7 protein-coding genes are annotated in these 13444 nt (G+C 62.3%); 5 read left to right on the forward strand and 2 right to left on the reverse strand.

Annotated features, from left to right (window positions below; genetic code table 11):
• Positions 1–188 precede the first annotated feature (188 nt).
• The 3 genes from AB1286_RS13365 to AB1286_RS13375 all read left to right on the forward strand — a co-directional run bounded on the left by AB1286_RS13365 (position 189) and on the right by AB1286_RS13375 (position 7153).
• A complete protein-coding gene (locus AB1286_RS13365; protein ID WP_430363739.1) occupies positions 189–2459 on the forward strand; it encodes an NADP-dependent malic enzyme in 2271 nt (756 codons plus the stop codon).
• Between the two features lie 205 nt (positions 2460–2664).
• The gene (locus tag AB1286_RS13370; protein WP_430363740.1) at positions 2665–5433 is read left to right on the forward strand and encodes a TonB-dependent receptor; all 2769 of its coding nucleotides are present in this window, start codon (positions 2665–2667) and stop codon (positions 5431–5433) included.
• A 130-nt stretch (positions 5434–5563) separates the two neighbouring features.
• Entirely contained in the window at positions 5564–7153 is a 1590-nt protein-coding gene (locus tag AB1286_RS13375; protein WP_430363741.1) for a thioredoxin family protein, read from the forward strand.
• Positions 7154–7318: 165 nt separating this feature from the next.
• Here AB1286_RS13375 and AB1286_RS13380 read toward each other — a convergent pair whose 3' ends face one another.
• A complete protein-coding gene (locus tag AB1286_RS13380) occupies positions 7319–10906 on the reverse strand; it encodes an indolepyruvate ferredoxin oxidoreductase family protein (protein WP_430363742.1) in 3588 nt (1195 codons plus the stop codon).
• Positions 10907–11274: 368 nt separating this feature from the next.
• Here AB1286_RS13380 and AB1286_RS13385 point away from each other — a divergent pair, with 368 nt between their 5' ends.
• Complete coding sequence (locus AB1286_RS13385; RefSeq protein ID WP_430363743.1) at positions 11275–11574, forward strand: hypothetical protein; 300 nt, start codon at positions 11275–11277, stop codon at positions 11572–11574.
• A gap of 63 nt (positions 11575–11637) precedes the next feature.
• Here the strand turns inward: AB1286_RS13385 and hppD are convergent, their stop codons facing one another.
• Entirely contained in the window at positions 11638–12735 is a 1098-nt protein-coding gene (hppD, locus tag AB1286_RS13390; RefSeq protein ID WP_430363744.1) for a 4-hydroxyphenylpyruvate dioxygenase, read from the reverse strand.
• 154 nt (positions 12736–12889) lie between these two features.
• On the opposite strand from hppD, the gene AB1286_RS13395 reads away from it, so the two are divergent.
• Positions 12890–13381, forward strand: a complete 492-nt coding sequence (locus tag AB1286_RS13395; RefSeq protein WP_430363745.1) for an Lrp/AsnC family transcriptional regulator — start codon at positions 12890–12892, stop codon at positions 13379–13381.
• Positions 13382–13444 lie beyond the last annotated feature (63 nt).

The following is a 13444-nucleotide window of genomic DNA, read 5'->3' on the forward strand; positions in this document are numbered from 1 at the left end:
ATCGCGGTTTAGGGGGTGTACACTAGTCGCCCCGCAAATCGCTCACGCGCCGTCCAGCCCCCGGCGCCGCGCCTACCCGGCGCGTAGTCCGGCCGCCGCAGTCGCTACCTCGCCGACTTGCAAGCGTGGCGCCCGGCGCGAGCGTGTCGGCCCAAATTCAATATCAATAACGTCTCGCAGGCTCACTCATGGACGAACAACTCAAGCAAAGCGCTCTCGCCTACCATCAAAACCCGCGACCCGGGAAGATTTCGGTCACGCCCACGAAGCCGCTGTCGAACCAACTCGACCTGTCGTTGGCCTATTCGCCGGGCGTCGCCGCCGCGTGCGAGGCGATTCACGCCGATCCGCTCGATGCGCAAAAGTACACGTCGCGCGGCAATCTCGTCGGCGTCGTGACGAACGGCACCGCCGTGCTCGGCCTCGGCAACATCGGCCCGCTCGCCGCCAAGCCCGTGATGGAGGGCAAGGGGTGCCTGTTCAAGAAGTTCGCCGGCATCGACGTGTTCGACATCGAACTGTCCGAGTCCGACCCCGATAAGCTCGTCGAAGCCATTGCCATGCTCGAGCCGACGCTCGGCGGCATCAACCTCGAGGACATCAAGGCGCCCGAGTGCTTCTACATCGAGCAAAAGCTGCGCGAACGTATGAAGATCCCCGTCTTCCACGACGATCAGCACGGTACCGCCATCATCGCCTCGGCGGCCATCCTGAACGGCCTGAAGGTCGTCGGCAAGGAGCTCGGCAAGGTTAAGCTCGTTTGCTCGGGCGCCGGCGCGGCCGCCATCGCGTGCCTCGATTTGCTCGTCAAACTCGGTTTGTCGAAGCAAAACGTCCTCGTGGCCGATTCGAAGGGCGTCATCTATGAAGGGCGCGGCAACCTCGATCCGTCCAAGGCCCGTTACGCCGCCGTCACCGACGCGCGCACGCTCGCCGACGCGATCAAGTCGGCCGACGTATTCCTCGGCTGCTCGAGCGCCGGCGTGCTCAAGCCCGAGATGGTCAAGGACATGGGCGACAAGCCGCTGATCCTCGCGCTGGCCAATCCCGAACCCGAGATCCGCCCCGAGGATGCGAAAGCCGCACGCCCCGATGCGATCATCGCCACGGGCCGCTCGGACTACCCGAACCAGGTCAACAACGTTCTGTGCTTCCCGTTCATCTTCCGCGGCGCGCTCGACGTCGGCGCGACGACGATCACGGAAGAAATGAAACTCGCCTGCGTGCGTGCGATCGCCGAACTCGCCGAAGAGACCGATCAAGGCGACGAAGTGGCGAAGGCCTATGAAGGGCACTCGCTCGAATTCGGTCCCGAGTACTTGATTCCGAAGCCGTTCGATCCGCGCCTGATCATCAAGATCGCGCCGGCCGTCGCCCAAGCGGCGATGGATTCGGGCGTCGCGACGCGTCCGATCGAGGACATGGATGCGTACCGCGAGCAACTGGGCGCAACCGTGTATCGCACGGGCATGGTCATGCGCCCGGTGTTTGCATCGGCCAAGCAAAAGGCGGCGCGCATCGTGTTCGCCGAGGGTGAAGACGAGCGCGTGTTGCGTGCCGCGCAGTTCGTGCTGATGGAGAAAATCGCCAAGCCGATCATCGTCGGGCGTCCGTCCGTCGTCGAAATGCGACTGAAGAAGATGGGCTCGAAGCTGCGTGTGGGCGAGGACTTCGAAATCGTCAATCCCGAAGACGATCCGCGCTTCACGCAGAGCTGGCAGCTCTATCACGAGATCGGTGCGCGCGACGGCGTGACGCCCGAGATCGCGAAGGCCGCGATGCGTAAGTTCAATACGCTGATCGGCGCGATTCTGATTCGCCTGGGCCATGCCGACGGCATGATCTGCGGCATGATCGACACGTACCACAGCCATCTGAAGTACATCGAACAGGTGCTCGGCCGCGCGCCGCAAGCCGAACACTACGCGGCGATGAACTTGCTGATGCTGCCGGGCCGCAACCTGTTCATTTGCGATACGTACGTGAACGAAGTGCCGAGCGCCGAGCAACTGGCCGACATGGCGATCTTGGCCGCACGCGAGATCGAGCGTTTCGGCATCGTGCCGAAGGTTGCGCTGCTTTCGAACTCGAACTTCGGTAGCGCGCCGTCGGCGTCGTCGCAGCGTATGGCTGCCGCGCGCAAGCTGATCAACGAGCGCGCGCCGCAACTCGAAGTCGACGGCGAAATGCACGGCGACGCGGCGCTTTCCGAAGTCATCCGCAAGCAGTCGTTCCCCGGCACGACGCTCACGGGCGAAGCGAATCTGCTGTTGATGCCGAACGTCGAGGCCGCGAACATCGCGTACAACCTGCTCAAGATGGTCGGCGGGGAAGGCGTGACCGTGGGTCCGTTCCTGCTCGGCGCGGACAAGCCCGTGCACATCCTCACCCCCGCGGCGACGGTGCGACGCATCATCAACATGACGGCCGTCGCGGCGGCGAACGCTCGCGCGGAGTAAGGCGCGGCGCGGTTCATCCGCAGGCGCTGCCCTCGCAATGAGGGCAGCGCGATCTGATTGCTCTTTATCGCAGCGAATAAATCGTCACATCGATATGAAGAACGATCGTTGGACGCTTGGTCGCCGTGGCTCTTACATTCGGTTTTCCGCACACGCATGCTGAACCGAATGAAAAGCGGAATTCGAACTCCGCACGATAAAAACGATGAGCCTCGAGATAAAGACTATTCGCGCCGTCTTAAAGGCGCTTGCATGGGTTGTTTTTGGTGGTGCGTTCGCGATCTTCGCGACTCCCGTATCGGCCGAACAGGCTGCCGAAGGCATTGCGGCAGCCCCGTCCGATGCGAGCGCGCCGGTGGGCCTTAAGAAAGTCGTCGTTACGGGGTCGCGCATTCCTCGCTCCGAAAAAGAAGGCACGACAAGCGTCACCGTCATTACGAGTAAAGATATCGAGGCGAAAGGCTATCGCAACGTCTTCGATGCGATCAGTCAACAAACGCAAAACACCGGCTTTACTCAAGGCGCCGATTACGGCAATACAGCTACCCCCGCCGCGAATGCCATCAGCTTGCGAGGTCTGGGGCCGAACCATACGCTGGTATTGGTGGACGGCAGACGGGTGGCCGACTATCCGATGGCTTACGACGGCAACGTCAACTTCGTCAATCTGGCGAATGTGCCGTCGGCCATGATCGATCGGATCGAGATATTGAACGGGCCAGGGTCGGCCGTATACGGTTCCGATGCGATCGCCGGCGTCGTCAACATCATCACGAAGAAGCACATCGACGGCGTTGAGGTGAACGTCAAGGGCGGGACGACCTCCGACGGCGGTGGGGCCAACGGCCGCCTCCAGATCACAGGCGGCAAAGAGATCGGCAATCTGAGCGCGGTGTTCGGCATCGAGCTCAGCAAGACCAATCCCATCTGGTCGGATCAGCGCGACTTCATGTCGTCGACGACGCTCGAAGGCGAAGCGCCCACTTCGATTTGGGCCCGCCGCAATCTCGATACGGGCAGCTACCTCGGCGGCTCCGGTGCGTGCGGCTCGCTCTCCGGCATCGGCGCATTCGGCGGGACGGTGTCCGCGGTGGATACGGGCCATGGCGCCTATTGCGGAAGCGGGAAGGCCAAACCGACGTTTTGGACCACGCAAACGAACAACGCCAGCGAGAACCTTTACGGCGGCGTCGAATATCGCTTGAGCGACAAGACGACGTTGTTCGGATCCGTTTGGGCATCGTGGGATCAGACGAAGAACAATACGCGCGGGCCGAGCTGGACTTCGGCGGCGGCAAGCACGAACTTCTTCTTCAACCAGACGACGGGCGCCGACGAGCAATGGAGCAAGCGCTTCTCGCCCGAGGAGATCGGCGGCGCCTCCGCGTGGGACAAGCAGTGGAACGACGCATTCGGCAACATCACGCTGGGTGCGCGCGGGACGATCGGCGATAGCAGTTGGCATTACGAAGCGGCATATAACGCATCGGGCTATGAAAGCCGCGCAACGACGCCGCGCTTGCTCTCGAGCATCGATAGCTACTACCTCGGCCCCCAACTGGGCGTCACCGCGGGCGGCACGCCGATCTACGCGCCGAATCCCGCACGCTTCGCCACGCCGCTCACGCCGGCGCAATTCGCGGCGATGTACGGTCAATCGGCGAACCAAAACGACACTTGGACGCAGAACGTCACCCTGAGCGCAAACGGCGATCTGTTTCGATTGCCTGCGGGCATGGTCAAGGCTGCCGGCACGCTCGAGTTCGGTATGCAAGGCTTTAGGAACGCGCCCGACCCGGCGATCGATCAAGGCGCTTACTACAACCCGAGCAATGGGGAAACGGCCGGCGGCACGCGCAAACGCTATGCGGCCGCGCTCGAATTCGAGGTGCCGATCTTTCGCCAACTGAATGCGACGCTCGCGGGCCGTTACGACGACTACGCTTTCAGCGGCAAGAACGCGGCGCAGTTCACCTATAACCTAGGTCTCGAATACCGCCCGCTCAGGAGTTTGCTCGCACGCGGTTATTACGGCACGAGCTTTCGCGCGCCGGATATGAACTACCTGTACCAGTCGAAGACGAAGGGCTACTTCGAGCAAACGACGGACTACTATCGATGCGGCCAGGAAGGGCTGCCGCTGGGCGATTGCCCCTACGCCAACGTGTCGCCGGGTTCGACCTACGTGCAAACGGGTAACGATGCGCTCAAACCGGAGAACGCGAAATCGTGGGGCTACGGCTTTGTGTTCTCGCCCACGGCCGACCTCGATGTGTCGGCGGACTACTACGACATCCGCATCGACAACCTCGTCACAGTGATCGATCCGGACAACCTGTTGCATACCGAAGCGGCATGCCGTACGGGCCAACTCGATGCGAACTCGCCCGATTGCCAAGACGCCTTGCGCCGCGTCTTGCGCAACCCGATGACGGCAGCGCTCGATCCGGGTGCGATCAATACGATTTTCGTGAACCCGATCAATGCGGCCATGGAGCACACGAGCGGTTTCGATGTCGGCGGCAAATGGCGCTGGCGCACGCACGGATTCGGTTCGTTTCTGTGGACCGTCAACTATACGAAGGTACTGAGCCACAAGTATCAGCAATTCGCGAACGGTCCCGTGCAGGATTTGCTCCACTCGTTGCAAAATCCGACGGGCAATCCGGAGTGGCCCGATAAGCTCGCCGTTAGTTTGACCTGGTCGATTCCGCGATGGACGTCTACGCTACAAGTCGAACGTTACGGCAAAGTGCCGAACTCGGCGCAAACGGCGTATTTGTCGCCGACCGCGCTCGCTAATTTGAGCGTGTCGCACCAGTTCACGAAGCACTCGTCGCTGACGCTCGTCGTCAACAACGTCATGAATACGATCAAGCACGACGACTCCGCAGGCTGGCCTTACTACACGGTCGGATACTACATGCCGTACGGCCGCACGTTCTGGCTCGAGTTCGATCATCGCTTCGAGTGAAGCATCGCAGTCCGGCATCAAAATCAAAGACGAATCGATGCAAAAGGAACTGGCAGGAACAAGCGAATCGATATCGTCTCCCTCCATCAACGTCGATCGTTCTCGATCGAGTCATTGAGAGCATGACACCATGAAGATGCGATCTCAGACCTATGCGCGGTTTCTATCGATCTCACGTTCGGCACTTGTCGCCGCCGTCGTCGGCGTATTGCCCGTGATGGCAACGGCTGCGCCGGACGCGCACTTGCCGCCCGGTATCGCCTGGCAGCAAGGCGACGTCAATGCCGCGTTCGCGCTGGCGAAATCGTCGAACAAGCCGTTGTTGCTTTACTGGGGGGCCGTTTGGTGCCCGTCGTGCAATCAGGTGAAGGCGACCGTCTTCAGCCGCCAGGCCTTCAAGGAACGTTCGTCGTTGTTCGTACCGGTCTATCTCGATGGCGATACGGCAAACGCTCAGCAGATCGGCGAGCGCTTCAAGGTGCACGGCTATCCCACGATGATCCTGTTTCGTCCGGACGGGACGGAGATTACGCGATTGCCCGGCGAAGCCGACGCCGACCGGTATCTGCAAGCGCTCTCGCTCGGCTTGAGTGCGACTCATCCGGTCAGGCAGACGATGACGAGTGCGCTGAACGGCGAGGGGCGCCTGAATCACGACGAATGGCGCATGTTGGCCGATTACTCGTGGGATACCGACGGCGATCTGCCCGTGGCGAGCGATCGCATCGGCCAGACGTTGGAGAGGCTGGCGACGCGTGCGCAAGCCGAGCATGCAAGCGACGAATCGCTGCGGCTCGAATTGAAGGCACTCGTGGTCGAGGTGGCGAACGATCCCAAGCAAAGCGGCCAGCTCGAGAAGCCGAAAGCGACGGCGGCGCTGATCCAAGTCTTGCACGACGCAAAGCGCAGCCGTGCGTACGCCGACCTGCTTGTCGCCGATCCCGCGAGCGCGACGGCTTACTTGGCCGCGCCCGGTACCCACGAGCGTAAGCGTTTGAGCGACGACTATAGCGCGGCCCTGGCGCGGCTCGAGCAAGATGGGTCGCTGTCGACCATCGATCGACTGGCGGCGTTGCAGGGTAGGGTCGATCTAGCCAAGCTCGATACGCCGGCGGGCGCGCCGCTACCGAAGCCGCTCGTCGAAGACGTTCGCCGTGCGGTGACCGATGCGCAGCAAGCGGCGAGCAATCCGTTCGAGCGGCAGGTCGTCGTGACCGAAGGCGCCGAGTTGCTGACCGATGCGGGACTTGTCGACGAATCCGATGCGCTGTTGAAGGCGTCGCTGGCAAGTTCGCCGACGCCTTACTACCTCATGTCGAAACTCGCGCTCAATGCAAAGTCGCGCGGCGACAAGACCGGCGCGCTGGGTTGGTACAAGCAGGCCTACGATGCATCGACGGGGCCGGCCTCGCGGTTACGTTGGGGCGCGTCGTATGTGAGCGGTGTCATCGACTTGGCGCCGAACGATGCGGCCCGCGTGCAAGACATCGCATCGAAGGTGCTTGCGCAAGCGGCGCAAACGCCCAACGCGTTTTACGGCGCCAATCGGCGCGCGTTGAACAAGGTCGTGACGCGCCTCGCGCAATGGAACAAGGATGGCGCGCACGGTCCGGCGGTCAAGGCGCTCGCTCGCCAACTGGAGCAGACCTGCGAAAAGCTGCCCGTCGGCGATCCCCAGACGTCCACCTGCAAGGCGCTCGTCCAGCCGATCGGCGTTTGATCCGCGTTTGATCCGCGTTTGATCAGTCTTCGATCGGCGATCGATCGACGGCCCAGCGGCACCAAAAACAAAACCCCACGCCAAGAAAAAGCGTGGGGTTTTTGATTGGGCGAGGGCGATGCTCAAGGCGTCGGCCCTCGCCAGGCGGTCTCGGTCTACCGCGCGTTACGCCGCGTGCCGCGTGGCGCCGCCGGGCGTGCGCCACTTCGCCAGCAACTCGTTCCACTTCACACGCACGGCCTTCAGATTGTTTTCCTTCACGTGGCCGTAGCCGCGGATGCCGTCCGGCAGGTTCGCGAGTTGGACCGCGAGCTGCACATTGCCGGCATTCAGGCCCGACACCACTTCACGCACGAGCCCTTCGTACTCGCCGATCAACGCACGCTCGGTACGGCGCTCTTCGGTTTTGCCGAACAAGTCGAAGGCCGACCCACGCAGGAACTTCATCTTCGCGAGCAGCTTGAACGCCGATAGCATCCAAGGTCCGTACTGCTTCTTCACGAGATGGCCCTTCGCGTCCTTCTTCGCGGTGAGCGGCGGCGCGAGGTGGTAGTTCAGCTTCCAATCGCCTTCGAACTGCTCGCGCAGCTTGGCGAGGAACGCCGGATCCGTTTGCAGGCGCGCGACTTCGTACTCGTCCTTGTACGCCATCAGCTTGTACAGATTGCGTGCGACGGCTTCCGTCAGCGGCTCGCTGACGGCGCCGCCTTCGGCGAGGGCGCGTTCTGCACTGCGTACCTGCGAGACTAGCGTTTCATAGCGCTTGGCATAAGCCGCGTCTTGGTAAGCCGTCAGCAATTCGACGCGTTTGGCGATCAGCGCATCGATCGACTTCTTCGTATGCAGCGAGATCACCGTCGCGCCGGCGTCTTGCGCGGGCGTGGCAGGCTTGGCCGCGGCCTCGACGCTCGCGAGATCGTGAGCGGCTCTACGGCCCCATTCGAACGCGGCGAGGTTCTTCTCGATTTGCACGCCGTTCAACTCGATCGCCCGCACGAGCGAACGATGCTCGAGCGGCAGCCACCCGCGTTGCCATGCGTAGCCGAGCACGAACGGATTCGTGAAGATGGCGTCGCCGAGCAGTGCGACGGTCAGGCGGTTCGCATCGACGAGATCCACGTGCTCGCCGGCGGCGGCACGCACGTCTTGCTCGGTGCTCGTGCCGGGGAACGTCCAGTTCGGGTTCTTGATGAACTCGGCGGTCGGCGTCTTCGAGCTATTGATGACGACCCGCGTCTGGCCCGCCTTCATGCGCGACGTGCATTCGTCGCCGGCGGTCACGATCGCATCGCAGCCGATGACGAGATTGGCTTCGCCCATCGCGATACGCGTCGCATGAATATCGGTCGGCGCGTTCGCGATCTGCACGTGGCTCATCACGGCGCCGCCCTTTTGGGCCAAGCCGGTCACGTCGAGCACGGTCACGCCCTTTTGCTCGAGGTGCGCGGCCATGCCGAGCAGCGCGCCGATCGTCACGACGCCCGTGCCGCCCACACCCGTGACGAGCACGCCATAGGGACGCTGGATCTCGGGCAGAGCCGGCTCGGGGATCGAGGGCAGCGTGTCGCTCGACTTCGCGCTGAGCGGCTTCGGCTTGCGCAGTTGGCCGCCTTCGACGGTGACGAAGCTCGGGCAGAAGCCCTTCAAGCACGAGAAGTCTTTGTTGCAGCTCGATTGGTTGATCTGACGCTTCGTGCCGAACTCGGTTTCCAGCGGCTCGACCGACAGACAATTCGACTGGACCGAGCAATCGCCGCAACCTTCGCAGACCGCTTCGTTGATCACGACGCGGCGGGCCGGATCGGGGAATTCGCCTTTCTTGCGGCGCCGGCGCTTTTCGGTCGCGCACGTTTGATCGTAGATGAGGATCGTCGTGCCTTCGATTTCGCGCAACTCGCGTTGCACGTCGTCGAGCTGGTCGCGATGGTGAATCGTCACGCCCGGTGCGAGCAGCGTCGTGCCGCTGTATTTTTGCGGCTCATCGGTAACGATGACGATCTTCTTCGCGCCCTCGGCCGCGAGCTGATGGGTGATTTGCGGCACCGTCAGCACGCCGTCGACGGGTTGGCCGCCCGTCATCGCCACGGCGTCGTTGTACAGAATCTTGTACGTGATGTTCGCTTTCGCCGCGATGGCCGCGCGAATAGCGAGCAAGCCCGAGTGGAAGTAGGTGCCGTCGCCGAGGTTCGCGAATACGTGCTTTTCGTTCGTGAACGGCGCTTGCCCCGTCCAGGCCACGCCTTCGCCGCCCATCTGGCTGAACGTGCTGGTGTTGCGGTCCATCCAGACCGTCATATAGTGGCAGCCGATGCCGGCCATCGCGCGCGAGCCGTCGGGCACGTTCGTCGAGGTATTGTGCGGGCAGCCCGAGCAGAACCAGGGTTTGCGCTCGGCCGTGACGCGCGGCTTGGCGAGGGCCTTCTCCTTCGCTTCGATCACGGCGATGCGTGCGGCGATGCGCTCGCGCACGTCGGACGGCAATTCGAACTTCTCGAGCCGCGTCGCGATTGCCTTGGCGATCAGCGCCGGCGAGAGTTCGTAGTGCGCGGGCAGCAGCCAGTTGCCCATCGGCACCGACCATTCGCCGCCGGCGCCGTCCTTTTCGTCGAACTTGCCGAACACACGCGGACGCTGCCCGTCGGGCCAGTTGTACAGCTCTTCCTTGATCGCGTATTCGAGGATCTGACGCTTTTCCTCCACCACGAGAATTTCGTCGAGGCCCCGCGCGAACGCCTGGGCGCCTTGCGCTTCGAGCGGCCAGACGCAGCCCACTTTATAAAGACGAATGCCGATGCGCGAGCACGTTTCGTCGTCGAGTCCCAGATCGACGAGCGCCTGACGCACGTCGAGGTAGGCCTTGCCGCCGGTGATGATGCCGAAGCGCGCATGGGGCGAATCGATTTCTACGCGGTCGAGCTTGTTGGCGCGCACGTAGGCGAGCGCCGCGTACCACTTGTAGTCGAGCAGACGCGCTTCCTGCACGAGCGGCGGATCGGGCCAGCGGATGTTCAGGCCGCCCTCGGGCATCGCGAAGTCGCTCGGGAGCACGATCTGCGTGCGGTGCGGATCGATATCGACGGAAGCCGACGATTCCACGACGTCGGTCACGCACTTCATTGCGACCCACAAGCCCGAGTAACGGCTCATCGCCCAGCCGTGCAGGCCGAAGTCGAGGTATTCCTGGACGTTCGACGGGAAGAGGACGGGCAGGCCGCAGGCCTTGAAGATGTGTTCGGATTGATGCGCGAGCGTGGACGACTTGCAGGCATGGTCGTCGCCGGCGAGCACGAGTACGCCGCCGTGCGTGGACGAGCCGGCCGAGTTGCCGTGCTTCAGCACGTCGCCCGAGCGATCGACGCCCGGCCCCTTGCCGTACCACATCGAAAACACCCCGTCGTGCTTGGCGCCGGGGTAAAGATTGACTTGCTGGGTGCCCCAAACGGCCGTGGCGGCGAGATCTTCGTTGATCCCGGGCTGGAACACGACTTGATTCGAGGCGAGGTGCTTCTTGGCTTTCCAAAGAGCGAGGTCGAGTCCGCCGAGGGGGGAGCCGCGATAGCCGGAGATGAAACCGGCCGTATTGAGCCCGGCGGCTTGATCGCGCGCGTGTTGGAGCATCGGCAGGCGCACCAGCGCCTGGATGCCGCTCATATAAGCGCGGCCGCGTTCGAGCGTGTATTTGTCGTCGAGCGTGACGGACGATAGCGCAGCTTCCAGCGAGGCTCGCTGACCTGCGTCTAGCGGGGCATTCATTATGTTGACTCCTCAACCCTGTTTGGGATCACCAAAACGTCTCAGCCTCGAGCATCTTGTGGATGCTTCGGCCGGGGCCGCCATATTGACGGTTTTTTTGGGATGGTAGCACTGGTGAAAACCCGCCGCAGATGTCAAAAATAGTGCCATCGCAGGTTGAATAAGGCTGAGCCGGTCCCACCTTGTCTCGGATTGGCACGCTCGTATCCGTCTGTAACGGCCGTAACGTGTTGTTTTAAGGCTGGAACGCGAGGAGTCGGCCTGGTCTAATCTCCGGACCGTTCAGCTTCACGGGCTCGCCGCCCGGTGCGACGCCGGTACGTCTGAGAGCGTGAAGCGCCAGTGAGCGCGCAATATAAGGAGTACAAATGGAAAAGCGACACATTCAAACCTTTTTGACGGTTTCTGCCGCATTTTTCGCGATGAGCTTGCCCGTGCGCCAGGCGCAGGCGGGCATGGTTGCGACGGCGGTGTCCCGCACGATCGCGAAGGCCGGTATCGGTGCCGGTCCGGCCGAATTGTGGGCTGCATCGATGGGCGATGCGCCGGCTCGGCGTACGCCGATCGCTCACGCGAGCCGAAAGCACGTCGCGACGATCGAAACGGCGTCGACGAAAGCTGCGCAAACGCGCGACGACGAGGACGCTGAGCCGTTCTCGCTGATGTAACCGAAAGTCCTACGAGGCGGGCGCGGCCCGAAAGAAAGACCGCGTCCTCGCCTCGATCCCGCGTCAGGCCTTGTCCTGCACGACCCCGCGACGGATCTGATCGAGTTCGATCGATTCGAACAGCGCCTTGAAGTTGCCTTCGCCGAAACCCTGGTTGCCCTTACGCTGGATGATCTCGAAGAAGATCGGGCCGATTTGGTTTTCGGTGAAAATTTGCAGCAGCAGATCGTCCTTCGCGCCGTCGATGAGGATCTTGCGCTTCTTCAGTTCGTCGAGCGGTTCGCTGTGTCCGGGGATACGGCGGTCGACGAGTTCGTAATAGGTGTCGATCGTATCGAGCAGCTTAATGCCCGAGGCGCGTAGACCGTCCACGGTGCTGTAGACGTCGGTCGAGCCGAGCGCGATGTGCTGAATGCCTTCGCCGCGATAGGCGTCGAGATATTCCTGGATCTGGCCGGCCGTCTCCGATCCTTCCTCGTTGATCGGAATACGGATCTTGCCGCACGGCGAGGTCATGGCCTTCGACTTGACGCCCGTCACCTTGCCTTCGATGTCGAAGTAGCGAACTTCCCGGAAATTGAACAGGCGCTCGTAGAACGCGGCCCATTCTTGCATGCGGCCGCGGTGGACGTTGTGCGTCAGATGGTCGATATAGGTGAGGCCATGGCCGACCGGATGCGGTTCGGCGCCGGGAATCGGCTCGAAGTCGACGTCGTAAATGTCGATGTCGCCCACGCTGCCGGGTTGCGCGCCGTTCTTGCCGCGCCAGCGATCGACGAAATAGATGAGCGAATCGCCGATGCCCTTGATGGCCGGGATGTTCAGCTCCATCGGGCCGTTTTTGTTATCGAAACCCCAAGCGCCTAGGTCGAGCGCATGTTTGTATGCCTTGGCTGCATCTTGCACGCGGAATGCGATCGCGCAGATCGACGGACCGTGCAAGCGCGCGAACCGTTGCGCAAACGAGTCGGGCTCGCCGTTGACGATGAAGTTGATCTCGCCTTGACGGTAGAGGGTGACGTCTTTGTGGCGGTGACGTGCGATCGCGGTGAAACCCATCTGCTCGAACAGCTTGCCGAGGGCCTTCGGATCGGGTGCCGTGTACTCGATGAATTCGAAGCCGTCGGTGCCGACGGGGTTATCCCACGTTTGAACCTGCATTTCTGTCTCCTGTCGATATACCGCGGCCAAGCGCCGCACGTCGCGAATAGACGCAAGTGTATAGCGGCAGTGCAGGCGAAAATTTGCGAACTTTGTCGGTTGGCACTACGATTGCGCAATTTTGTGTCTCTTGCGACCCGGAGGGAGTGAGAATATGGCCGATATCGAACTCGATGCCGTCGACAGACGCATCCTCGCTTTTTTGCAGGAGAACGGCCGCGCGTCGAACCAGGACATCGCGGAGCGCGTGAATCTATCGCCCAGCCCTTGCCTGAGGCGCATCCGGCGGCTCGAGGAGATGGGCATCATCCGCGGTTACGTGGCGCTGCTCGACCCGCAAAAGCTGGGCCTTGGCCTATTGGCCTACGTCAACGTTCGACTGGAAAAGCGCGGCGGGGCGACGGGCCATGCGGGGACCACTCATGCGGAGCTGTTTCGTGCCGCGGTGCAGTCGTGGCCGGAGGTCGTCGCCTGCCATGCAATGACGGGCGAGATGGATTACCTGCTGCGCGTGCAGGTCAAAGACATGGTGCACTTCTCTCGGTTCGTGCAGGATCAGTTGCTGCACCATCCGTCGGTCGTCGACGTGAAAACGAGCTTCGCGCTCGAGTCGTTCAAGGAGACGACGGCGCTTCCGATTCTTTGAAACGGTTCTTTGAGTGCGCGCACCGGTTGCACAAAAGAGACGAGGCGGCTTAAAGCCGCCTCG

It is taken from the genome of Trinickia sp. NRRL B-1857 (genome assembly GCF_050470685.1).
Lineage (GTDB): Bacteria > Pseudomonadota > Gammaproteobacteria > Burkholderiales > Burkholderiaceae > Trinickia.

Excerpts from the sequence above, each read along its gene's own strand:
- AB1286_RS13365 (WP_430363739.1), top strand. The coding sequence starts at position 189 with ATGGACGAACAACTCAAGCAAAGCGCTCTCGCCTACCATCAAAACCCG.
- hppD (WP_430363744.1), bottom strand. The coding sequence starts at position 12,735 with ATGCAGGTTCAAACGTGGGATAACCCCGTCGGCACCGACGGCTTCGAA.
- AB1286_RS13370 (WP_430363740.1), top strand. The coding sequence starts at position 2,665 with ATGAGCCTCGAGATAAAGACTATTCGCGCCGTCTTAAAGGCGCTTGCA.
- AB1286_RS13385 (WP_430363743.1), top strand. The coding sequence starts at position 11,275 with ATGGAAAAGCGACACATTCAAACCTTTTTGACGGTTTCTGCCGCATTT.
- AB1286_RS13395 (WP_430363745.1), top strand. The coding sequence starts at position 12,890 with ATGGCCGATATCGAACTCGATGCCGTCGACAGACGCATCCTCGCTTTT.
- AB1286_RS13375 (WP_430363741.1), top strand. The coding sequence starts at position 5,564 with ATGAAGATGCGATCTCAGACCTATGCGCGGTTTCTATCGATCTCACGT.
- AB1286_RS13380 (WP_430363742.1), bottom strand. The coding sequence starts at position 10,906 with ATGAATGCCCCGCTAGACGCAGGTCAGCGAGCCTCGCTGGAAGCTGCG.